Annotated in this window: 21 protein-coding genes; 19 read left to right on the forward strand and 2 right to left on the reverse strand. The window is 65.6% G+C overall.

Translation table 11 applies throughout. The annotated features are described in order from the left end of the window. Positions 1 to 9 precede the first annotated feature (9 nt). The 16 genes from rfbA to AC1DGW_RS13865 all read left to right on the forward strand — a co-directional run bounded on the left by rfbA (position 10) and on the right by AC1DGW_RS13865 (position 16,204). Complete coding sequence (rfbA, locus tag AC1DGW_RS13790; RefSeq protein WP_478023927.1) at positions 10 to 897, forward strand: glucose-1-phosphate thymidylyltransferase RfbA; 888 nt, start codon at positions 10 to 12, stop codon at positions 895 to 897. Then, positions 894 to 1,451 (forward strand): dTDP-4-dehydrorhamnose 3,5-epimerase, encoded by a 558-nt coding sequence (rfbC, locus tag AC1DGW_RS13795; protein WP_478023929.1) that lies wholly within the window; start codon positions 894 to 896, stop codon positions 1,449 to 1,451. The genes rfbA and rfbC overlap by 4 nt, the downstream gene beginning before the upstream one ends. After that, positions 1,448 to 2,365 carry a dTDP-4-dehydrorhamnose reductase gene (rfbD, locus tag AC1DGW_RS13800; protein ID WP_478023931.1) on the forward strand — a complete coding sequence of 306 codons (918 nt, stop codon included), beginning with the start codon at positions 1,448 to 1,450 and terminating at the stop codon, positions 2,363 to 2,365. Before rfbC ends, rfbD begins: the two co-directional genes overlap by 4 nt. A gap of 199 nt (positions 2,366 to 2,564) precedes the next feature. Next, the gene (locus tag AC1DGW_RS13805) at positions 2,565 to 4,301 is read left to right on the forward strand and encodes a GspE/PulE family protein (RefSeq protein ID WP_478023933.1); all 1,737 of its coding nucleotides are present in this window, start codon (positions 2,565 to 2,567) and stop codon (positions 4,299 to 4,301) included. Beyond that, positions 4,294 to 5,502, forward strand: a complete 1,209-nt coding sequence (locus AC1DGW_RS13810) for a type II secretion system F family protein (RefSeq protein WP_478023935.1) — start codon at positions 4,294 to 4,296, stop codon at positions 5,500 to 5,502. Before AC1DGW_RS13805 ends, AC1DGW_RS13810 begins: the two co-directional genes overlap by 8 nt. A gap of 18 nt (positions 5,503 to 5,520) precedes the next feature. Then, positions 5,521 to 5,958, forward strand: coding sequence for a type II secretion system major pseudopilin GspG (gene gspG / locus AC1DGW_RS13815; protein ID WP_478023938.1), 438 nt, complete (start codon positions 5,521 to 5,523; stop codon positions 5,956 to 5,958). Further along, complete coding sequence (locus tag AC1DGW_RS13820; RefSeq protein ID WP_478023940.1) at positions 5,933 to 6,358, forward strand: prepilin-type N-terminal cleavage/methylation domain-containing protein; 426 nt, start codon at positions 5,933 to 5,935, stop codon at positions 6,356 to 6,358. Before gspG ends, AC1DGW_RS13820 begins: the two co-directional genes overlap by 26 nt. Beyond that, positions 6,336 to 6,767, forward strand: coding sequence for a prepilin-type N-terminal cleavage/methylation domain-containing protein (locus AC1DGW_RS13825; RefSeq protein ID WP_478023942.1), 432 nt, complete (start codon positions 6,336 to 6,338; stop codon positions 6,765 to 6,767). The genes AC1DGW_RS13820 and AC1DGW_RS13825 overlap by 23 nt, the downstream gene beginning before the upstream one ends. Then, complete coding sequence (locus tag AC1DGW_RS13830) at positions 6,764 to 7,426, forward strand: prepilin-type N-terminal cleavage/methylation domain-containing protein (protein WP_478023944.1); 663 nt, start codon at positions 6,764 to 6,766, stop codon at positions 7,424 to 7,426. Before AC1DGW_RS13825 ends, AC1DGW_RS13830 begins: the two co-directional genes overlap by 4 nt. Before the next feature lie 28 nt (positions 7,427 to 7,454). Then, positions 7,455 to 8,456, forward strand: coding sequence for a hypothetical protein (locus AC1DGW_RS13835; RefSeq protein WP_478023946.1), 1,002 nt, complete (start codon positions 7,455 to 7,457; stop codon positions 8,454 to 8,456). Next, complete coding sequence (locus tag AC1DGW_RS13840; RefSeq protein ID WP_478023948.1) at positions 8,407 to 9,471, forward strand: hypothetical protein; 1,065 nt, start codon at positions 8,407 to 8,409, stop codon at positions 9,469 to 9,471. Before AC1DGW_RS13835 ends, AC1DGW_RS13840 begins: the two co-directional genes overlap by 50 nt. Next, positions 9,468 to 10,097: a hypothetical protein gene (locus AC1DGW_RS13845; RefSeq protein WP_478023950.1), complete on the forward strand. Its 630-nt coding sequence runs from the start codon at positions 9,468 to 9,470 to the stop codon at positions 10,095 to 10,097. The genes AC1DGW_RS13840 and AC1DGW_RS13845 overlap by 4 nt, the downstream gene beginning before the upstream one ends. Beyond that, positions 10,094 to 10,630, forward strand: a complete 537-nt coding sequence (locus AC1DGW_RS13850) for a hypothetical protein (RefSeq protein ID WP_478023952.1) — start codon at positions 10,094 to 10,096, stop codon at positions 10,628 to 10,630. Before AC1DGW_RS13845 ends, AC1DGW_RS13850 begins: the two co-directional genes overlap by 4 nt. 125 nt (positions 10,631 to 10,755) lie before the next feature. Then, a complete protein-coding gene (locus AC1DGW_RS13855; protein ID WP_478023954.1) occupies positions 10,756 to 13,011 on the forward strand; it encodes a secretin N-terminal domain-containing protein in 2,256 nt (751 codons plus the stop codon). Positions 13,012 to 13,446: 435 nt separating this feature from the next. Then, on the forward strand, positions 13,447 to 14,925 hold the full coding sequence (locus AC1DGW_RS13860; RefSeq protein WP_478023956.1) for a hypothetical protein: 1,479 nt from the start codon (positions 13,447 to 13,449) through the stop codon (positions 14,923 to 14,925). A gap of 193 nt (positions 14,926 to 15,118) precedes the next feature. Continuing rightward, a complete protein-coding gene (locus AC1DGW_RS13865) occupies positions 15,119 to 16,204 on the forward strand; it encodes an acyltransferase family protein (protein ID WP_478023959.1) in 1,086 nt (361 codons plus the stop codon). Between the two features lie 112 nt (positions 16,205 to 16,316). Here the strand turns inward: AC1DGW_RS13865 and AC1DGW_RS13870 are convergent, their stop codons facing one another. Further along, positions 16,317 to 17,720, reverse strand: a complete 1,404-nt coding sequence (locus tag AC1DGW_RS13870; protein WP_478023961.1) for a mannose-1-phosphate guanylyltransferase/mannose-6-phosphate isomerase — start codon at positions 17,718 to 17,720, stop codon at positions 16,317 to 16,319. An 8-nt stretch (positions 17,721 to 17,728) separates the two neighbouring features. Then, complete coding sequence (locus AC1DGW_RS13875; RefSeq protein WP_478023963.1) at positions 17,729 to 19,075, reverse strand: phosphohexomutase domain-containing protein; 1,347 nt, start codon at positions 19,073 to 19,075, stop codon at positions 17,729 to 17,731. A 145-nt stretch (positions 19,076 to 19,220) separates the two neighbouring features. Here AC1DGW_RS13875 and AC1DGW_RS13880 point away from each other — a divergent pair, with 145 nt between their 5' ends. From AC1DGW_RS13880 to AC1DGW_RS13890, 3 genes are all read left to right on the forward strand, one after another. After that, positions 19,221 to 19,955: a CoA transferase subunit A gene (locus AC1DGW_RS13880; RefSeq protein ID WP_478023965.1), complete on the forward strand. Its 735-nt coding sequence runs from the start codon at positions 19,221 to 19,223 to the stop codon at positions 19,953 to 19,955. Position 19,956: 1 nt separating this feature from the next. Further along, positions 19,957 to 20,583, forward strand: a complete 627-nt coding sequence (locus AC1DGW_RS13885) for a CoA transferase subunit B (RefSeq protein ID WP_478023967.1) — start codon at positions 19,957 to 19,959, stop codon at positions 20,581 to 20,583. A 206-nt stretch (positions 20,584 to 20,789) separates the two neighbouring features. Continuing rightward, a complete protein-coding gene (locus AC1DGW_RS13890) occupies positions 20,790 to 21,095 on the forward strand; it encodes a DUF3817 domain-containing protein (RefSeq protein WP_478023969.1) in 306 nt (101 codons plus the stop codon). Positions 21,096 to 21,156: the final 61 nt, after the last annotated feature.

The following is a 21,156-nucleotide window of genomic DNA, read 5'->3' on the forward strand; positions in this document are numbered from 1 at the left end:
GGAGACGACATGACCCAACGCAAAGGCATCATCCTCGCCGGCGGTTCCGGCACGCGCCTGTATCCGATCACCAAGGGCGTCAGCAAGCAGCTGCTGCCGGTGTACGACAAGCCAATGATCTATTACCCGCTCAGCGTGCTGATGATGGCCGGCATCCGCGAGGTGCTGATCATCAACACGCCGCATGAGCAGGCCCTGTTCCAGGCGTTGCTGGGCGACGGTTCGCAGTGGGGCATGGACATCCAGTACGCGGTCCAGCCCAGCCCGGACGGCCTGGCCCAGGCCTATCTGATCGGCCGCGACTTCGTCGCCGGCAAGCCCAGCTGCCTGGTGCTGGGCGACAACATCTTCCACGGCCATGGCCTGCGCGACACGCTCAAGCGTGCCGATGCCCGCGACGCGGGCGCGACCGTGTTCGGTTACTGGGTCAACGACCCGGAGCGCTACGGCGTGGCCGAATTCGACCAGGAAGGCAAGGTCGTGGGGCTGGTCGAGAAGCCGGAGAACCCGCGCTCCAACTACGCGGTCACCGGGCTGTATTTCTACGACGGCAATGCCAGCGACCACGCCGCCGGGCTCAAGCCATCGCCGCGCGGCGAGCTGGAGATCACCGACCTGAACAAGTGCTACCTGGATGCCGGTGCGTTGTATCTGGAGCAGCTGGGGCGTGGCTATGCCTGGCTCGATACCGGCACCCACCAGTCGCTGCTGGAGGCATCCAACTTCATCGAGACCATCCAGACCCGACAGGGCCTGCAGGTCTGCTGCCCGGAAGAAATCGCCTACGGGCAGGGCTGGATCGGCGCCGGTGAACTGGAAGCGCTGGCCGCACCGCTGCTCAAGAACGGCTACGGCCAGTACCTGCAGAAACTGCTGCAGCGCGGAGTGGTGCCATGAAGGTGATCGCGACCTCGCTGCCGGGCTGCGCAGTGATCGAGCCGGCGGTGTTCGGCGACGCGCGCGGCATGTTCTTCGAGACCTGGAACGCCGAGCGGTTCGCCGAACATGGACTGCCGACGCAGTTCGTGCAGAGCAACGTCTCCACCTCGGTCAAGGGCGTGCTGCGCGGCCTGCATTACCAGTGGCCGCGGCCGCAGGGCAAGCTGGTCAGCGTGCTGGAAGGCGAGGTATATGACGTGGCGGTGGACATCCGCCGCGGCTCGCCGACTTTCGGCCACTGGGAAGCCGTGCTGCTCAGCGCGGAGAACCACCGCCAGTTCTGGATCCCGGAAGGTTTCGCGCATGGCTTCGCGGTGCTGTCCGAGCGCGCGGTGTTCAGCTATCTGTGCACTGACGTCTACGTGAAGGAGGCCGACGCCGGCGTGCGCTGGAACGATGCCGACATCGCCGTCGACTGGCCGATCAGCGCGCCCACGCTCTCGGCCAAGGACGATAACGCGCCGTTCCTCAAGGACATCGCAGAGGATCGCCTGCCGGTGTACGCGCCATGACGCTGCTGGTGTTCGGTGGCAACGGCCAGGTGGGCCGGGAGCTGCTGCGCGCGCTGGCGCCGCTGGGCACGGTGGTGGCTACCACCCGCAGCGGTGCGTTGCCCGACGGCAGCGCCTGCGAAGTGGCCGATTTCGACCAGCCCGACAGCCTGCCGGCGTTGCTGGACCGTCTGCAGCCTACGGTGGTGGTCAACGCCGCGGCGTACACCGCGGTGGACCGCGCCGAGCAGGAGCCGGAAGCGGCGTTCCGCGCCAATGCGCAGGCGCCGGGCGTGATCGCGCGCTGGTGCGCCGCCCATGGCGTGCCGCTGGTGCATTACTCCACCGACTACGTCTTCGACGGGCAGGGCAATGCGCCCTACCGCGAGGACGAGCCGACCGCGCCACTGGGGGTGTATGGCACCAGCAAGCGCGATGGCGAGGAGGCGGTGCGTGCGGCGGGTGGGCGCCACCTGATCTTCCGCACTGCATGGGTGTATGCCTCGCATGGCGGCAATTTCCTGCGCACCATGCTGCGCGTGGGTGCCGAGCGCGAGCAGTTGCGCGTGGTCGCCGACCAGATCGGCACGCCGACACCGGCGACGCTGATCGCCGACGTCACCGCGCAGGCGCTGCGGCATCCGGGCGGCCTGTCCGGCACCTGGCATCTGACCGCTTCGGGGCAGACCAGCTGGCATGGTTTCGCCGAGGAAATCTTCAGGCAGGCGGATGCGATGGGAATGATCGGGTACATGCCGGAGGTGCTGCCGATCACCACGGCCCAGTATCCGACGCCGGCGCGACGCCCTGCGTATTCATGCTTGGACACCTCTGCGTTGGTGGCGGACTTTGATCTTGAACTGCCTGATTGGCGCGAAGGCGTAGGGCGGGTGCTGCGCGAATTGGCGCAGCACCGGCGGGAGGATCGACGGTAGCCGGTTGGTCTCCATCTTCCGGGCGCCATCGGAGGGCGGGATCTGCGCGCGGATGCCTCCATCGAGGGCATGGCTCCGGCTTGGGTTTTGCGGATACCATGTCGCCCGGCTTACCTTCGAGTGAGTGCGGGGTTGCGGGCGTCGATGCGCCGCACCCCCTAGACCTCCGGTATCGCATCGCCTTCTGGATAGTCCAAGCATGAATCCGTCGATTGACACGCATCCCCTGCCGCCTTCCGCTGCAGCAGGTATTGCAGGGCGGCGGCTGGGCGAGATTCTGGTAGAGCGCCGGTTGGTTTCCAGCAACGATGTGGGCAAGGCGCTGGCTTTCCAGGAGCAATACGGTGGGCGCATCGGCAGCGTTCTGGTCCGGCTTGGCGCCCTTTCGGAAGAATCATTGCTGCCGGTGCTTTCCGAACAACTGGGCATGCCGCTGATCCACGCTTCGGAATGGCCCATGGAAGCGGAGGCCATCCGCAGCCTCCTGAGCGCATCGCCGTATGCGCTCGGCTGGTGGCTGGACAATGGCGTGGTGGCGTGGGAATCACCAGGCGGCGATGGGATTCTGGTCGCTGGTGTCGACCCACTGGAGCCGGTGGTCAACGAAGCCTTGCTGCGCGCGTTCCCCGACCGCCCCTGGCAATGGCGGCTGCTTCAGTCGCAGGAGCTTGCCCGGCTGCTGGAGCTGGCCAATGCGGGAGGAGGCGGTTCCGATCCGTCATGGGACGATGATGTCAATCATCTGCGTGAACTGGCTGAAGAAGCTCCGGTCATCGAACTGGTGAACAACATGCTTGCGCAGGCGATGGACTTGCGTGCCTCGGACGTCCATATCGAGCCTGAGGAGGCCCAGTTCCATGTGCGCATGCGCATCGATGGCATCCTCCATTCGCGAATGACCCTGCCCGCCAGCCGTTATCCGGCAGTGGCCTCGCGCGTGAAATTGATTTCCGGCATGGATATCGCCGAACGTCGCCTGCCGCAGGATGGACGCCTGAGCATCCGTGTCAGCGGCAAGGAAGTGGATATCCGCGCTTCGGCCGTTCCGGCCGTGCATGGCGAATCGATCGTGATGCGCCTGCTGCCAAAGGAGCGGGAGGATCTGAACCTGGAGCGACTCGGTTTTTCCCCCCAGGACCTGAAGCTGTTCCGTGCATGGGCGCGCGAACCCCACGGCGTCATCCTCGTTACCGGTCCGACAGGGTCGGGCAAATCGACGACGCTGTACGGAACGCTGGAAGAACTGAACCAGACCGACCGCAAGATCATCACGGTCGAGGACCCCGTCGAGTACGAGGTCAAGGGTGTCACGCAGATTCAGTGCAACGCCGAAATTGGCTACACGTTCGCTCGTGCGTTGCGAGCCATCCTGCGCCAGGATCCGGACGTCATCATGATTGGCGAAATCCGCGATCTGGAAACGGCGGGTATCGCTGTCCAGTCGGCTCTCACCGGTCACCTGGTGTTGTCCACGCTGCATACCAACGATGCGGTAAGCGCCTTCACCCGCTTGACGGACATGGGGGTCGAGCCGTTCCTTGTCGCGACCAGCGTACGCGCCGTGCAGGCGCAGCGGCTTGTGCGCAAGCTCTGCACGCAATGCAGCGAACCTGCCGAAGCGCCACCGGCAATCGAAGCGCTGGTCGCCGATATGGTGGAAGGTCATTCCCCTGCCAACTGGCGCCAGCCGAAGGGGTGTCCGCGCTGCCAGGGCAGTGGTTACCGCGGCCGGGTGGGCATCTATGAGCTGGTGGACGTCACTCCCGCGATGCAGGAGCTGATCGTCGCCCGCGCGCCCGCTGAACGCATGCGTGCGCTTGCGGATGCCCAGGGCGGGCGTGGTCTCCGCGAGGATGGTCTGCTCAAGGCGCGTGCGGGGCTGACCAGCATCGACGAGGTCGTACGCGTGACTGGGGGAATCAGTCTCGATGAATGAGAGTGCAGGCTTCCGTTACGAAGCATTCGACCGCGCCGGCAAGCGTGCGACCGGCAATGTGGAAGCGGCCAGCGAGGCAGAGGCATCGCGCCTGCTGGCCGCGCAAGGACTGACGGTATCGGCCCTGTCTCCGGTCCGTCCCGCGTGGCGTGGATTCAAGCGCGGCAAGGCTTCCACGCGCGAACTGCAGTTGATGCTGCACGAATTCACGACCTTGCTCGAGGCCGGTGTCCGGCTGGTGACTGCGTTGTCTTCCCTGGCCCATTCCAGCCACCACGCTTCTCTCGTCGCCGCTTTTGCCGAGATGGAGCGCATGGTGCGGCGTGGCGAGAGCTTCAGCATGGCCTTGCGCGCCTCCGTATTGCCCGTGCCGGAGTACTTCCACCAACTGGTTCAGGCCGGTGAAGCCACCGGCCGGCTGGCCGAGTCATTGCGCAGCGGCGTCGAACAGTTCGAATACGATCAGCGCGTCCGCCAGGAAATGACCGGGGCGCTGATCTATCCCCTGGTGCTGGTAGGGTCGGGTATCGCGGCGGTGGGCATCATCTTCATGTGGGTGGTGCCGCGCTTTGGAGGTCTGCTTACCCAGCATGGAGACAGCATGCCCGCGCTTTCGCGCTGGGTGATCAGTACCGGCGTCTGGCTCAGCTCGCATGCATGGCTGGTGCTGGGCGTGGTGTTGGTCCTGGCCGTGGCCCTGCGCGCCGTGTTCAAGCTGCCCGGATTCACCGCAGGCTTGATTGAACGCGCCGCGCGCTTGCCGGTATTGGGAGAGTGGTTGATAGAGGCCGAGGTGGGGCGTTGGGCCAGTACGCTGGCGGCCCTGCTCGCTGGCAAGGTGGAGCTGATCCGTGCCCTCAACCTGGCGGCGGCATCGGTCAAGATGGGCTTCCTGCGCGACCGCCTGGGCGCTGTCGCCAAATCGGTCAAGGCGGGCAAGTCAATTGCCGTCTCATTGCGCGAACACCGGGCCTTGAACGACACCGGCTACGATCTTGTCGCCGTTGGCGAAGCCAGTGGCGAGCTGCCCAAGCTGCTCACGGCGCTCGGCAAGTTGTATGAGACAATCGGCCGCGACCGCATGAAGCGCACGCTGCAACTGGTCGAGCCCCTGGCCATCATCTTGATCGGCATCGTGGTCGGCACGATCATGACCGCCATCATCTTGGCCATCACCAGCGTCAACGACGTGCGCCTGTAAGTCATTCCGGAGTATCACATGCGTTCCCATCGAATCGAATCGGGCTTCACCCTGCTGGAAATGCTGGTGGTTCTGGTGATCATTGGATTGATCGCCAGCCTTGTCGGTCCGCGCCTGTTCAGCCGCGTGGACAGTTCGAAGGTCCAGGTGGCCGAAACGCAGACGCGCCTTCTGCGCGGCGCGGTTGAAACCTTCCGGCTCGAGGTGGGGCGTATCCCGACAGAGAGCGAAGGCCTTGCCGTACTTTACGTTGCTCCTGCCGACGAGCGCGCCAAGGCCCGATGGCGCGGTCCGTACCTGGACGAGCAGGTTCCGTCCGATCCTTGGGGTAATCCGTACCAGTATGCAATTCCCGGGCGCGATGGCCTGCCGTTCGCGGTGTATTCGTTCGGCGCCGATGGCAAGGCCGGGGGCGAGGGCAATGATGCGGATGTCGGGTTCCTGCCGGGCAAGTGATGTCGGCCATCGCCGGGTGATCGCACAGCGCGGCTTCACCCTGCTCGAGTTGCTGATCGTGCTGGCATTGACTTCCATGGTCGTGGCACTCGTGGCGCCGCGTCTTTCGCAGACGGTGGCGGCGATCAGCCGCAGCGGCGATCGCGCCGAGGTGGCGCGCCAACTCGAGGAACTGCCGATGCACGCGCGCAGGCAAGCTGCGGCCATTGCCGTACAGGAGCATGCCGATCTGTCCACGTTGCTGGATCTGCCGGAAGGTTGGAGCGTGGTCGCCCTGACCCCGTTGCGGGTAAGAGAAAACGGAATCTGCGACGCCGCTGATGTGCAGGTGCGTACCGAAGGTCTTGTCGAGAGCTGGCATCTGCAGATGCCGGACTGTGCTGTCGGCGATGCGCGCTGAGCGGCAGAGCGGGTTTTCCCTGCTTGAGGCGATCGTCGCATTGGCGATCCTGGCATCGGTCGGCATGGCATTGTTTGCCGCAATGAATCAATCCCTGAGCATGGTGGCCAAGGCGGAGAAGGTGCGCGAGCGCGAATCGGCCTTGCGCAACGCCGTGGCATGGATCCAGATCGTCAATCCAGCCTTGCAGCCGCGGGGGGAGCATGAGCTGGGCGACCTGCTGCTGCGCTGGACTTCCGAGCCGGTGGAGCAGCCTCGCGATGCCACGACCGGGCATGCCCAGGCAGGCTTGTATCGCGTCGGTCTCTACAGGATGCGGCTGGAGCTTGACCGGGAGGGGCAGCCGCTGGCGGAAATCGAGCTGCGCCGCGTCGGCTATGAACAAGTGCGCGAGCCCGGGGTGCTATGAAGAAGACGAGTCTGCGCGGCCAGTCCGGCTTCACATTGCTGGAGGCAATAGTGACCTTGGTGATTGTCTCCATGTTGATGGCGGTGCTGATGCAGGCGCTATCGCAGTCGCTGGGCCTGAGGACGCGTTTGTTGAGGTTGTATGGTGAGTCGCGGCAGATGTTGCTGCAGGAAGCATGGTTCAGGGAGAACGTCGCTACCGCCCAACCTCCGGTCATGGGGGTGGGTGACGCCTTCGATGGCACTGCCGACAGCGTGTCCTTCATCAGTGCCGCGCCGTTGATGACTGGCGGCAGCGGGCGGGTGCGCTGGTGGCTTGCCCCGGACGAAACGGGGGGCGTTTCTCTGAACTATTCCGACTCGACAGTGAAGCAGGTCGTCATCGTCAAGGGACCACTGCGCGATGCGGGCTTTTCCTATGGGTCTCCGGATGATGAGTGGCGGGAGCAATGGCATGGCCAAGCACCCGAACTGGCGAGTTCGCTCGATGCGCAGCCGGCTTCCCCGGAAACGGTTCCTCCCCCCATCCTGCCGCGTCTGCTTCGCTTTCAGGCCGTGACTGCGCAGGGGCGTCATCTGGACTGGGTGGTTCATCTACCCTCGGATCTGAGGCCGGTAGACCAGAACAACAGTTTCAGGGAGTTGATAGGTGGGCAGTAGCCATCGACAAGCTGGATTCGTGCTGGCGGTGACGCTTTGGCTGCTGGCGGGTATTGCCGTTGCGGTGGGATTGATGTCGCTGTGGGCGCGCATGCAGGTAGAACAGGCGCATGTCGACAGCGAGCGCCTCGACGACGAAGTGGCTGCTCTGGAAACTCGGGATACTCTGCTGTACGTCGCCTCTACGCGCGAGTTCACTCTGGCCGGGCTGCCTTTGAAGCCGCTGGCCGAAGATGAGCTTGCGGTCAGGCGGCTGGATGAGTTGGGCGGTACCGTCATTGATCCGGTGGGCGGGGAGCTGCGGCTCGACGGCACGCTTTACAGGGGGCGGGGCAGCGCCATTTTTGATGTCCAGGACGAGTCGGGCCTGTTCTCGCTACGGGCGATGCCCAGCGGCAGTATCGAGCGTTTGCTCCATGCCAATGGAGTCGAGGCGGAAAAGATCCCCCGCTTGCGCGATACCCTGCTCGACTATATCGACGACGACGACCTGAATCGCTTGAATGGCGCCGAGCGGCGTGATTACGAGCGCCTCGGCCGGGCCCCGCCTCCGAACCGACCGCTGCTGTTGCCTGGTGAGCTGGCCAACGTCCTGTCGTGGGATGAACTGCCTCCGCTCCGCCTCGCGGTCATCACCTCACAGGTGACGGTCAATTACGCAGGGTCCGTCAATCTCAATACCGTCCCTGCGGCGTTGTTGCCGGCCTGGGTGCCGAACTGTCCGCAAGCCTGTGACGCCGTGCTTGCACGCCGGGCAGAGCGTCCCTTGGTGCGTGCCTCGGAGGTGGAGGCGTTGGCGGGTGCCCTGCTGCCGGGCGACGCCAGCGTGGACTACCGGTTCGTGCCCTCCGACGTGATGCGGCTGGATGTATGGGGGCGCACAGGGCCAGGTCAGCGGTATCATATAAGATTGACGCCCCTTGCCGATCGGCGAGGGCCTTGGACAATTCTGGCCGCTTACCCGGTCCCACGCCCAGCCGATGACCACACTGCAAAAACGACCGACGGCGCTATTTTTGCCGAGCCGTAGCCTTGTCCGGGATGGCGGGGCAGCACCTACGCCCGGCGGCCTGCTGGGCGGGCGTGAATGGGTTGTTCCGCGTGGGGAATGCCAGTACCGGCAACACGACTTCTCGCAATTGCCGGCGCGTCGCCGACGTGCCGCCGCGCGCCTCGCGGTACCTCGCTTCGAGCCTGCACCCGGCGCCAAGGTGCATATCGCCTGGCAGGAGGGCATCGCGCACTATTGGATATGGATGCCTGGCGACGAAGGCAACGACCAGGTCGATTATCGGCGCTGGCTGCCGGAAAGCCGTCTGTATGCCCCGCCGCTGGATTCGGGTGCGCGTCTGCTGCGTGTATCGCAGGGCGTGGAAGGGCAGATCTGGCATGAAGGACGGCTGCAGGCCAGCCAGTGGTGGCCCAAGCCGCCGGATCTCCAAGTCTGGCAACGATTCCTGCGTGCCGGTGGACTTGGCTTGATTGATGTGATCGCCGTCCCCGAGCCGCAGCACGTGAACTGGTCTGACACGCCGTGGGGCGGGTCCGAAAGCAGGTTTTCCTTCGATGCGGTACTGGCCGAACGCCTGGCATGGTGGAGCATCGCTTTTGTTCTCCTGTTCGCGGCGGGCTGGCAGCTGACGGCTCTGCTGCGCTGGAACGCCGCCGTCGAAAGCGGAACATTGCGCCTGGAGCAGGCTCGGAAGAAGGCGGGGCCATTGTTGGATGCCCGTGAGCGGGCCGAAAGCGCGGCGGGCCAGATTGAAGGCATGCTGGATCTGAGGCAGACGGCCAGCAGTGATTACCGCCTGATGCTGGATGTGTTCTCGCTGTTGCCCGAGGGCACGCAGATCACGAGTTGGAGCCGCGAGCCGGGAAAACTACGATTGACGGTGACTTCGTCCGAGACCGACCCGCGTAAATTCATTCTTCCCTTCATCCAGGCGGCTTGGCTGCCTGACGTGACCGCGACCCCCACAGGCAAGGGGGGCATGCTGCTTGAGTTCGAGTTGGCCGGTACCGTAAACGGCGAGGTGAAGGAATGAGCCGCGAACAGTGGGACAAGCTTCGCGGGCAGTGGCTCAAAGTGCGTGAGCAATGGCAGGGCAATGTTCGCCTGAGGGTGGCGGGGATGGTCATCGTGGTCTTTGCCGGCCTGCATGTGCTCAGTGCTCTGGATGGTGGCCGGGCCAAGGCCGCTGCCCAGTACGAGGCCGATCTGCAACTGCGCGAACGCATGGAACTGGTGGCGGCGCAGCCCGAATGGACGGAGCGTGCCGACCAGGCGGAGGCGGAGCTGGATGCCCTTCGACGGCAGATGATGCAGGTAGGCAGTGCCGGGCAAGCGCAGGCGGAAGCCCGCGCATGGCTCACCGAACTGGCTGGAACGGCGGGCCTGGATGGGCCGACAATCAAGGTGGAGAGCGTCCTGGATGTTCCGGGTCATGCGGAACTGCAGCAGGTACTCGCCCGGCTTGACGGGAAATTGCCTGAGTTCGGCCAGGCCGTTCTGTTGCGCGGTCTCTCCCGTGGCTTGCCGTGGGTGCAGGTCGAGCGGCTGGAACTGGGCGAACAAACCAAGTCCTCGCGGGTCAACATGGTTGTGCGCTTCTACTACAAGCGTGGCGGCGGCGATGCGCCGGCAACCGCGCAGCAGGGGGAGGGGCAATGACCGGCGTCTGGAAAATTCCGCTGGTAGGCCTGGTTGCGCTGGGGCTGGGAGCAGGCGCATCGATCCTGTTCGGCGCGGCGCCGCCATCGGTTTCGGCAAGTCCGCCTGCGCCGCTTGACTGGCAGGTGCCGGAACTCCCCATGCTCGACTTCGCCGCACTTGACGCCAAATGGGAGGGGAGCCCGCCTTGGCCGGCCCCGCCTCCGCCGCCGGCTGCGGCCGAGCAGGCCAAGGCCGACGAGCCGCCGCCGCCGATGCCTGTGGGCATCGCCAGGGGCAGGCGTGCCTTCGAAGCGCTTTTCAGCGTGCAGGGTGCGGGCGAATTGCGCGTTCCTCCAGGTGGTCGGCTGCCCGATGGCGGCCGCGTGCTGAAGGTTTCGCGCCTGGGTGTCGAATGGATCGATGGCAAGGGGGAGCGTCACGAGCACGAGATGTTCAATGCCTACCGCGTCCAGGAGGATGTGCCGGCGGGTGGAACTCCCCGTGCCGGTGCCCGGTCTGATGCTGCCAAGCCCTCGCGGAGGACGCGTTGATGCATTTCCAGCCGCGCCCGTGCGCCCCCGCGATTCGCGCAAACCAACATATGTCTGAGCCAGTGACACACTTGCAGAACCCTTCCCGGCCCCGCTCGGGCCATGCCAGCCGATTCGCTGTTTTCTTGGCCACCCTGCTGGTGTCGCTGCTGGCCGCTGGCTGCGCCACCCGGCCGCCGCAGTTGCCCACTCCATTACGGGGGCCCAAGACCGAGGCCAGCGCCGGCGAGGTGCTCAACCAGGAGCGTACCGCCGAACAGTCACGGCCGCGTATCGAGGCAGGACCGAAACCCGCAGGGCCGGTGCGCGAAGTGCAGCGGGCCGATCCGGGTTTGAGCCGCATTCCGCCGATGCAGCGCACCGAGCCGGTATCGCTGGTGCTCGATGGCGTGGCGATGGACAGCTTCATCAACATCGTTTACGGCATGGAACTGGGGCTGCCCGTCCAGATCGATCAATCCCTGCGTCGCCGTCCGGAGCTGCTGAGCCTCAGTCTGGCGGCGCCCATGCCGCCGGAGCAGGCATTCCGTGTTGCCGAGGAGGTCCTGCGCAGCTACGGCGTGCGGATCGAAGAGCTGGGCGGCGTTCTGCGCTTCATGCCGGCCGAGCAGCGCGCCGCCGAACAGGCGCAGATGCTGGTGACGCGCTCGTTGCCGGAAGTGCCGGCGGGGCAGCGGTCGGTGTTCGTGGCCATGCCTTTGCAGTTCCGGCGTCCCAGTTCGGTCATTCCGCAGGCGAAGGAATTGGTGGGGGGGAACACCGTTGCTTTCACTCCGCTGGTGGAAACCAATGCCGTACTGCTCAGTGGCCCGGGAACCTCCGTGCGCGCTGCCATGCAGGCCATCAACGCCCTCGACCAGTCTGTGTTGCGCGACAAGTACTCCATGCGCGTCAACCCGCTGCACATGCCGGCCGACCTGTTGGCCAAGGAGCTCAGTGACGTCCTGACGGCGCAGGGCATGGCCATCCGCCTGGGGCCGGGAGAGCCGGGTGCGGTGAACTTCGTGCCGATCAATTCGGCCAATGCGCTCGTTGTGTTCGCCAACAGCCAGGAAGCGCTGGACGCGATCAGCGAATGGGTGCTGAAGCTGGACCAGCCCAACGAGAATAGTGGCGGCGGCGGAATGTATGTCTATGCCGCGCGGCATACCACGGTTGAAACCATGCTGCCGGTCCTGCAGGCGTTGGCCGGCGGGGGCACGGTCAGCGCCGCCGCTCCGGCAGCCGCGCCTGCGGCCCCGGGGGCTGCAGCCCAGCCCGCTGCCGCGAGGCCGCGGGCGGGCGGTGTGGCGGCAGTCAACGGCTTCGGCGGGCAGCTGGCCGCCGATACCGTGCGCAACCTCATCGTGTTCCAGGGGGATGCACAGAGCTGGCGCGCGTTGCAAGGCGTCCTGGCGCGGTTGGACCAGCCGGCGCGCCAGGTATTGATCGAAGTGACCGTGGCCGAGGTCACGCTTACCGATGAGCTCAGCCATGGCGTCGAATGGGCGCTGCGGAACGTCTCGGCAGGGGGAATGTCCGGGCCGCTGACGGCCCTGGCGGGGATGTCGGCATCCACTGGCGGGCTGCGCTGGGCTGCGTTGTCGTCGTCGGGCCAGACCCGGGCCACACTCAACCTGTTCGCCAAGGACAGTCGCGTCACCATCCTCTCCACGCCGCGGATCATGGTGAAAAGCGGTGAGAGCGCCAGCATCGATGTCGGCACCGAAGTGCCCATCATCACCAGCCAGGCAACGGCGTCGGATCTGGGCAACAACGGCTCCATCCTGCAGTCAATCCAGTACCGCAAGACCGGTACGCTGCTGGATATCGAGGCGGTCGTGCACTCCGGTCAGCGCGTGGACCTGAAGGTCTCGCAGGAAGTCAGCGAGGCCACGACCACCGACACCAGCGATATCTCGTCGCCCAGCATCCTCAGCCGCAAGCTGCAGACCAGCCTCAGCCTGGCGGACGGTCAGAGCACGCTGCTCGGTGGGCTGATTTCCAGCACGCACAGCGATGCCAAGACCAAGGTGCCGCTGCTCGGGGATATTCCCTTGATCGGACGGGCGTTCCAGAACCGCAGCAAGACCGGCAATCGTACCGAACTGCTGCTGCTCATCACTCCTTATGTGCTGGAAGACGCCACACAGGTGGACGATATCAGTCGTGCCGTCCGTGATCGTTTCGGCCGTAACGAGCGCCAGTGGCCGGGCAAGCCCGATCCGGGCCGTCGGGAAGAAGCGCCGGAAAGCGACGCCATGCCTCCCCAGTCCCCCCATTCCAGCGACACCGTCACCCCGGTGAAAGGCGCACCGGCGACGGAGACTCCCGCAAACGAGGCTCCCGCGGCGACGCAGGTGCCGGTGAAGGAGACTACGGACGAAGGTGGCGGCATGTGAGTGGGGCCGTACACTGCGGCTCGCCATTCCGGATTCACATAACCAGATGTGGTTCCATCCGATCGGCATCGGGTGTAGCCGGTCCGGCGTCTGGGTACGCTGCCGCCGCAGTCCCCCGTCCGCTGGAATGCCGCGGCTCGCGGCGCAAGAGGAAAAGTCCCTGATTTTAGGGGCGCGGACACCTGCCTTCAGCGGGCATCCAGCATCGTTGACACTCTTTGAACGATGCCCGTATGATGCCTCGGCATCTGGGGGCTGCGCTTGGATTTGCATGCGCAGGTGTACCAAAGGCATAGGGGACAGGGGCTTCATGCAGCTGTGGACCTGCCAATGGTTACGTATCGGCGCCGATACGCATCTGCGAACGGCGAGTGGTGCCCATGGTGTTGAAAAGCGTCAAATGATTGACAAACCCTAAGCTTAGGAGCTGAGTAAATGAAGTTCATCAACAAGAAGGTCCTGGCCGTCGCCGTTCTCGGCGCACTGGCTTCCGGCAATGCGCTGGCCGCCGCTGAAATCCAGACCAACAACACCGTGTTCGCCAAGGAAATCGCTCTGCCGGCCACCCTGACCGTGCCGACCGAATGGAAGCTTGGCTACAACTTCAACGCCGGCGAAGTGCGCTACGCCTGCATCAAGCTGGACGGCGCCACCCCGGTGGCCGGCACCGTTACCCCGGTCGTTCTGGATGACACCACTGCCAATGGCGGTGCGACTTCCACCGATCTCACCGTGGGTTCGGTCAACACCAACGGCAACGTCGCTTTCTTCACCCTGACCGCCGACGCTGGTCTGGCCGCTCCGACCGCTGGTGAAGTGGTCAATCTGGCTGGCCTGCAGTTCCAGGTCACCAACTACAGCGACACCGTCACCGGCACCGTTGGCCTGTACGACAACCCGGCTGCTGCCGGCGCTTGCGGCAGCAACCAGCTGATCCCGGGCACCGGCGATACCGAAAAGCTGATCTCGTTCAAGAAGAGCTACGCTTTCACCATCGACCCGAACAAGGCCGTTTCCACCGTTGCTGTTGATCCGTCCTACACCACCTTTGCGGCGGCCACTGGCGTCGTTGCTGCTGGCGTCGGTCCGGCCAAGCTGGTTGGTGGTACCGAGCTGGCTCTGGTGCCGGGCGGCATCCTGAAGGCTGATGGTACGCCGATCGCGCTGGCGGACATCTTCCCGACCGCCGCGGACCTGGCCATCGACGGTAACTTCTCCTCCGACTGGCTGGCTGCGACCACCTTCAACGCGACCGCACCGACGGCTGTTGCCACTGGCGAAGATTCGGCGACCTGGGCGATCGATCCGCTGGCTGAGCTGACCGGCACCGAGACCTTCGAAGTGACCGCCGACGGCGTTGGCGAGATCCCGGCTGGTATCTACACCGCGCACCTCACCGTGACCCCGAATGCCGGTTACGACCTCGGCGCGGGCGAGAACGAAGAAGTCACCCTGGCTCCGGAAATCGACGAGACTCTGGTTGCCGGCGACAACAGCGTGACCAACACCGCCGCGACTGCTGGTCAGATCGAGCAGGACGGCGTGAAGCTGATGACCCCGCTGGTGCAGCTGGCTGGTGGCAACTGGCTGGCCCGTCTGGCCATCAGCAACACCGGTACCAAGGACCGTACCTTCACCCTGAAGGTGCAGGGCTTCGACAGCGAAGGTGACAGCAGCACCGTCGCCGTCAATGGCACGAACAGCTTCGTCGTCAAGGCCGGCACCACCTACGTGTTCGACAACCTGGCCAACAACCTGACCTTCAACGGTCGCGCTCGTGGCACCGTCACCGCCATCGTCAATGCGCCGTCGGAAGAGATCAAGGGCGTTTACCAGCTGGTCAACACCGCTGCCAACACCATCAGCAACATCAACATGATCAACCCGAGCAACGCCACCGCGGGCGGCCACTAATCGCCCCTGTAGTTCGGTAGCAGTACCTGGAAAGGCCCGCTTCGGCGGGCCTTTCCTTTTACCGGAACCCAGTGGCGTGGAAGAGCGCCGGCATGTCTCCAGGCTACTGAAGAATGGCAGGCAGCAAGGTGTCGTCTACCTATACGTAGGTAAACGCGGCAGAATCGCTCTCTTGTTCTGGTGGGGGCGAAAGATGGGCGTTGAGCGCGAGGTGCTCGATGGCGGCCGCACGCGCAATGCGGCGCGGCTGGAAGTGTTGGACGGGCTGCGTGGGCTGGCAGTGCTGGTGGTGCTGGCTTCGCATTTCTCTGCCGCTGGATTGTTGCCGCGTCCGGCCCTGCATGGGGTTGGCAAGAGTGGCGTCTATCTGTTCTTCGTGCTGAGCGCCTATCTGCTGGCGCGCAATCTGTTGCGGCAGCCTCCGGGAGCGCTGCGGCAGGCACGGACGTGGCTGGACTACGCGCTGCGTCGCGTGCTGCGCATCTGGCCGCTGTATCTGGTGGTGCTGGGTGCGAGTTGGCTGGCGGTGCGCGCCGGCCATCCGGTGTTGTACGACATCGACACCCAAGCATTGTGGGGGCACCTGACCCTGCGTGAAGGGCGGAGCGTGCTCTGGAGCATCCCGGTGGAATTCACCTTCTATCTGTGGCTGCCGCTGCTGGTGTTGGCGCTGGCGGGCATGGCGCGCTGGCGCTGGCCGGCTTGGGTGCAGACAGGGCTGTTCGTGCTGGCGCTGATCGCGATGACATGGCGTTGGCCGCCTGCCGAGTCTGTCGAGAACGGAGTGCAGCTCGGACCGTATCTGGCGGTATTCCTTTGCGGTGCATTCGCCGCACGAGTGGACGAGTGGGCTGCGGCGCGGCCGTCGCCGTCGTGGTGGGGAACGGCCGGACTGCTGGCCATGGCGCTGTGGTGCGTGGCGATTCCCGTCATCTGGTGCCGCTTGCGCGGCATGCCTTTCGAGGCGACGGTGACGCGCACCTGGTATCTGTTCTTTGGCCTGTCGTGGGCGACGCTGCTGCTTGCGACCCTGCACGGGCCGGGTTGGCTGCGGCGGGCGTTCGCCTGGCGGGGCCTGCGCTGGGTAGGGCTGGTCAGTTTCAGCCTGTACCTATGGCATATGCCGGTAATGGAGGCGCTGCTGCGGGCGGGTGTGGTCGAGCACCTGTCGTGGGCTGCGGTGCTGGTTGTGCTCGCCGTCGCGCTTGCGGTGGCGGGGCTTTCCTGGCGACTGTTCGAGCGGCCGTTGCAGGGTATCCGCGTTCGCCGGAAGCGGTAGAGACCGGCCAAGGGCCGGCCTCCCGGGGGCGATTGAACATGCCGGATGGCTGTGCTCGTTCTCCCGGTTGCATCCGCGGCCGGGATGCCGCTCCGGTGCGTACCCTGGCAGCTCAGCTGCGCCCGTAGGTGTCCTCGAAACGCACGATGTCGTCCTCGCCGAGGTAGCTGCCGGACTGAACTTCGATCAGTTCCAGCGGCAGCTTCCCGGGGTTGCGCAGCCGATGCGTCACGCCCAGCGGGATGTAGGTGCTCTGGTTCTCGCTGAGCAGCAGCACCTCGTCGCCGCGGGTCACCTCGGCGGTGCCGCTGACCACGACCCAGTGCTCGGCGCGGTGGTGGTGCATCTGCAGGCTAAGCGTGCCTCCGGGCTTGACCGTGATGCGCTTGACCTGGAAGCGCTCGCCGTTGTCGATGGAGTCGTAGGCCCCCCATGGGCGATAGACCTTGCGGTGCCAGGCGGCCTCGCTGCGGCCTTCGGCCTTCAGTCGTGCGACCACATCCTTGACCTCCTGCATGCGATCGGCCCTGCCTACCAGAACCGCGTCATCGGTCTCGACCACGATGACATCGTCCAGCCCCACCAGCGCCACCAGCCGTTCGCTGTAGGCGTAGGTGTTGCGGCAGTCGATGGCGATCACGTCGCCATGGTGGGCATTGCCGTCGCCATCCTGGGGTGAGACATCGCGCAGCGCGGTCCACGAGCCGACATCGTTCCAGCCGGCGTCCAGTGCCACCACCACTGCATCGGCCGTCTTTTCCATCACCGCGTAATCGATCGAGTCGGACGGCACCGCCGCGAATGCGTCGGCATCGAGCCGGGTGAAATCAGCATCGCGGCGCGCGCCTTCCCAGGCGGTGCGACTGCGTTCGAGCATGGCCGGGTTGAAGCGGGCCAGTTCGTCGAGGTAGCGCGAAGCACGGAACAGGAACATGCCGCTGTTCCACAGGTACTGGCCACTGGCGACATATCCGGTGGCCGTGGCGAGGTCCGGCTTCTCGACGAAGCGCTCGACCGCACGCGCGCCCTCGCCGGGTACGGCCTTGATATAGCCGTAGCCGGTTTCAGGGCCGGTCGGGACGATGCCGAAAGTCACCAGCTTGCCTGAGCCTGCCGCCACCGCAGCCTGGCGCACGGCGGCGTGGAAGGCGGCCTCGTCGGCGATCACGTGGTCCGATGGCAGTACCAGCAGCAGCGGGTCATCGCCATTGCGCATGGCTTCAAGCGCGGCCACGGCGATCGCCGGTGCAGTATTGCGCCCCATCGGTTCGAGGATGATCGCCTGCGGTTCCACGCCGACCTGCTGCAACTGCTCGGCGGCAACGAAGCGGTGTGCCTCGTTGGCGATCACCAGCGGGCCGCGCGCGGCGACGGCCGCGACACGATGCCAGGTCGCCTGCAGCATGGTATGCGTGCCGGTCAGCGGCAGGAACTGCTTGGGATACGTCTCGCGCGAGAGCGGCCACAGGCGGGTGCCGGAGCCGCCGGACAGGATGACGGGAGTGATGTCGCTCATGATGGGTCTCAGGCCGAAAGCAGGGTGGAGATTTCGTCGGTGCGCGCCTGCAGCAAGGCTGCGTCGCCGCGCGTTTCGACATTGAGCCGCAGCAGCGGCTCGGTGTTGGAGCTGCGCAGGTTGAAGCGCCAGTCGCCGAAATCGGCGCTGATGCCATCGGTGTGGTCCAGCGCAGGCGAGTGCGCGGCGAAGTGCTGCATCACCCGCTCGACTGCGGTCCTGGCGTCGGCCACCTTGAAGTTGATCTCGCCGCTGCACGGATAGGCGGCCATGCGATCCTCGACCAGTTCGGCCAGCGACAGGCCGCTGGTCGAAACCAACTGTGCGATCAGCAGCCACGGGATCATGCCCGAGTCGGCATAGGCGAACTCGCGGAAATAGTGGTGGGCGCTCATCTCGCCGCCGTAGATCGCGTTCTCCGCGCGCATCTTCTCCTTGATGAAGGCGTGCCCGCTCTTGCACAGCACGGGCACGCCACCGGCCGCTTCCACCATTTCCACCGTGTTCCACACCAGGCGCGGGTCGTGCACGACCTTGCCGCCGGGATTGCGTGCCAGGATCGCCTTGGCGAGCAGGCCCACCAGGTAGTAACCCTCGATGAAGCGGCCGTCATGGTCGAAGAAGAAGCAGCGGTCGAAGTCGCCGTCCCAGGCGATGCCGAAATCGGCGCCATGCGCGCGCACCGCGTCGGCGGTGGCAGCGCGGTTTTCCGGCAGCAGCGGATTGGGGATGCCGTTGGGGAAGCTGCCATCGGGCTCGTGGCAGATGCGCACGAATTCCAGCGGCAGGTGCGGGGCGAGCAGATCGACGATGGCGCCCGCGCCACCGTTGCCGGCGTTGACCACCAGCTTCAGCGGCCGCAGCGCGGCCACGTCCACGTAGGACAGCACGTGCGCGATGTAGGCGCCCTTGTCGTGCCGTTCGACCTGCCCGGCGCGTGGCGCCTGCATCGGCGCGGCATCGGCGGCGACCGCATCGGAGATGGCGAACAGGCCGGTATCCGAACTGATCGGCCGCGCCTGTTCCTTGACCAGCTTCATGCCGTTGTAGTCCATCGGATTGTGGCTGGCGGTGACCATCACCCCGCCGGCCGCGCCCAGGTGGTCGGTCTGGAAATAGACTTCCTCGGTGCCGCACAGGCCGATGTCGATCACCTCGCGGCCCTCGCCGCGCAGTCCGGCGGCCAGTGCGTCCTGCAGGCTCGTGCTGGTCAGGCGTACGTCGTGGCCCAGCACCACGGGGCCGTCGCCGAGCCGGTCGGACAGGGCCTTGCCTATCTTTCGCGCGAGGTCCTCGTTGAGCTCCTCGGGCACGCGGCCGCGGATGTCGTAGGCCTTGAACGCGGGTAATGGCATGCGGGCAACCTGTCGATGCATGGAAAGATGCCCAGTTTAGTCGCTCGACGGTGAGTGGACCGTTCGCGGCTGGACGAAGGTCCAAGAGGGCAGGCGATGGACTGGGGCTAGAATGCGGCCATCCTTTGACTGTGGGCGTGATGCGATGAGCGATCCTTCAACCCTGGGCGGGCGGCGCGGCAAGGTGGTCGCCAGTGCGGCCCTGGCCCTGGACGGCGTTGTCGCCGATGGGCAGACCCTGGCGGTCGGCGGCTTCGGCCTGTGCGGCATTCCCGAAGCGCTGATCGCGGCTCTGCGCGATTCCGGCGTGACCGGCCTGACCGTGATCTCCAACAACGCCGGCGTCGATGGCTTCGGCCTGGGCCAGCTGCTGGCGACCCGACAGATCCGCAAGATGATTTCCTCCTATGTGGGCGAGAACAAGGAGTTCGAGCGGCAGTTCCTGGCCGGCGAACTGGAGCTGGAGTTCAACCCGCAGGGCACCCTGGCCGAGCGCCTGCGCGCCGGCGGCGCCGGCATCCCGGCGTTCTTCACCGCCACCGGCTACGGCACCGTGGTGGCCGAGGGCAAGGAAACCCGCGAATTCGACGGCAAGCATTATGTGATGGAGACCGCACTGAAGGCCGACGTCTCGCTGGTCAAGGCGTGGAAGGCCGATGAGGCCGGCAACCTGGTGTTCCGCAAGACCGCGCGCAACTTCAATCCGGCCTGCGCCATGGCCGGCAAGGTCTGCGTGGTGGAAGTTGAGGAAATCGTGCCGGTCGGTGCGATCGACCCGGACCAGGTGCACCTGCCGGGCATCTACGTGGACCGCATCGTGTTGAACGCGACGCCGGAAAAACGCATCGAACAACGCACCATCCGCGTGGAGGGCAACTGAAATGGCATGGACCCGTGACGAGATGGCGCAGCGCGCCGCGCGCGAACTGACCGATGGCGCCTACGTGAACCTGGGCATCGGCCTGCCGACGCTGGTGGCCAACCACATCCCCGAAGGCGTGGACGTGTGGCTGCAGTCGGAGAACGGCCTGCTCGGCATCGGCCCGTTCCCGACCGAAGCCGAGCTTGATGCCGACCTGATCAACGCCGGCAAGCAGACCGTGACCGCACGCGCCGGCGCCAGCTACTTCGGCAGCCACGATTCGTTCGCGATGATCCGCGGCGGCCACATCAACCTCGCCATCCTCGGCGCCATGCAGGTCACCGACAAGGGCGACCTGGCCAACTGGATGGTGCCGGGCAAGATGGTCAAGGGCATGGGCGGGGCGATGGACCTGGTGGCCGGCGTGCAGCGCGTGGTTGTGCTGATGGAGCACACCGCCAAGAACGGCGAGCACAAGATCCTGCCCGAATGCACCCTGCCGCTGACCGGTGTCGGCGTGGTCAGCCGCATCATCACCGACCTGGCGGTGTTCGACGTCACCGATGCCGGCCTGAAGCTGGTGGAAGCGGCGCCGGGCGTGGAGATGGAAGAGCTGAAGATCAAGACCGGCGTGCCGTTCAGCTGAGAGCGGCCATCCGGGTATCCAGAGGGACAGGGCCCGGCACCATGTTGCCTGGGACCCATGAGGTGGCACCTGGTTGGCTGAAGAGAGAGTCGGCCGCCAGGTGCCGCGCTTCGCATGGGATGTTCCTGGATCCGGTCCGGCCGATGAAGGTGGCCTTACAATCCGCGTCCCTAACGAATGACGACATGTCGATGCCCGCAAAGCCCATGTCCCCCGCTGGAAAGCTGTTCGCTGCCGCCGCCCTGATCGAGGGCGCGACCTGGGCCGGGCTGCTGGTCGGCATGCTGCTCAAGTACGGCACGCAGACGACCGAGCTGGGGGTGTGGCTGTTCGGGCGCCTGCATGGGCTGGCGTTCCTGTTCTACGTGGTGGCCAGCGTGTACGCCGGCGTGCGCCAGCGTTGGCCGTTGTGGGCGCTGTTGCTGGCCCTGCTGGCGGCGGTGCCACCGCTGGTCACCGTGCCGCTGGAAGTGTGGTTCCGCCGCCGCGGCCTGCTGTCGCCCGCGCGCTGAGCCGGGCGCCGCGATGCGGCGGCCATGTACCGATTGGCTGATGGCTATGATGATGGGGCTG

It is taken from the genome of Stenotrophomonas sp. 05N423 (genome assembly GCF_056397145.1).

What these genes read in the sequence shown, in the direction of transcription:
- rfbA (WP_478023927.1), top strand. Translation starts at nt 10, where the DNA reads ATGACCCAACGCAAAGGCATCATCCTCGCCGGCGGTTCCGGCACGCGC.
- rfbC (WP_478023929.1), top strand. Translation starts at nt 894, where the DNA reads ATGAAGGTGATCGCGACCTCGCTGCCGGGCTGCGCAGTGATCGAGCCG.
- rfbD (WP_478023931.1), top strand. Translation starts at nt 1,448, where the DNA reads ATGACGCTGCTGGTGTTCGGTGGCAACGGCCAGGTGGGCCGGGAGCTG.
- AC1DGW_RS13805 (WP_478023933.1), top strand. Translation starts at nt 2,565, where the DNA reads ATGAATCCGTCGATTGACACGCATCCCCTGCCGCCTTCCGCTGCAGCA.
- AC1DGW_RS13810 (WP_478023935.1), top strand. Translation starts at nt 4,294, where the DNA reads ATGAATGAGAGTGCAGGCTTCCGTTACGAAGCATTCGACCGCGCCGGC.
- gspG (WP_478023938.1), top strand. Translation starts at nt 5,521, where the DNA reads ATGCGTTCCCATCGAATCGAATCGGGCTTCACCCTGCTGGAAATGCTG.
- AC1DGW_RS13820 (WP_478023940.1), top strand. Translation starts at nt 5,933, where the DNA reads ATGTCGGGTTCCTGCCGGGCAAGTGATGTCGGCCATCGCCGGGTGATC.
- AC1DGW_RS13830 (WP_478023944.1), top strand. Translation starts at nt 6,764, where the DNA reads ATGAAGAAGACGAGTCTGCGCGGCCAGTCCGGCTTCACATTGCTGGAG.
- AC1DGW_RS13840 (WP_478023948.1), top strand. Translation starts at nt 8,407, where the DNA reads ATGACCACACTGCAAAAACGACCGACGGCGCTATTTTTGCCGAGCCGT.
- AC1DGW_RS13845 (WP_478023950.1), top strand. Translation starts at nt 9,468, where the DNA reads ATGAGCCGCGAACAGTGGGACAAGCTTCGCGGGCAGTGGCTCAAAGTG.
- AC1DGW_RS13850 (WP_478023952.1), top strand. Translation starts at nt 10,094, where the DNA reads ATGACCGGCGTCTGGAAAATTCCGCTGGTAGGCCTGGTTGCGCTGGGG.
- AC1DGW_RS13860 (WP_478023956.1), top strand. Translation starts at nt 13,447, where the DNA reads ATGAAGTTCATCAACAAGAAGGTCCTGGCCGTCGCCGTTCTCGGCGCA.
- AC1DGW_RS13865 (WP_478023959.1), top strand. Translation starts at nt 15,119, where the DNA reads ATGGGCGTTGAGCGCGAGGTGCTCGATGGCGGCCGCACGCGCAATGCG.
- AC1DGW_RS13870 (WP_478023961.1), bottom strand. Translation starts at nt 17,720, where the DNA reads ATGAGCGACATCACTCCCGTCATCCTGTCCGGCGGCTCCGGCACCCGC.
- AC1DGW_RS13875 (WP_478023963.1), bottom strand. Translation starts at nt 19,075, where the DNA reads ATGCCATTACCCGCGTTCAAGGCCTACGACATCCGCGGCCGCGTGCCC.
- AC1DGW_RS13880 (WP_478023965.1), top strand. Translation starts at nt 19,221, where the DNA reads ATGAGCGATCCTTCAACCCTGGGCGGGCGGCGCGGCAAGGTGGTCGCC.
- AC1DGW_RS13885 (WP_478023967.1), top strand. Translation starts at nt 19,957, where the DNA reads ATGGCATGGACCCGTGACGAGATGGCGCAGCGCGCCGCGCGCGAACTG.
- AC1DGW_RS13890 (WP_478023969.1), top strand. Translation starts at nt 20,790, where the DNA reads ATGTCCCCCGCTGGAAAGCTGTTCGCTGCCGCCGCCCTGATCGAGGGC.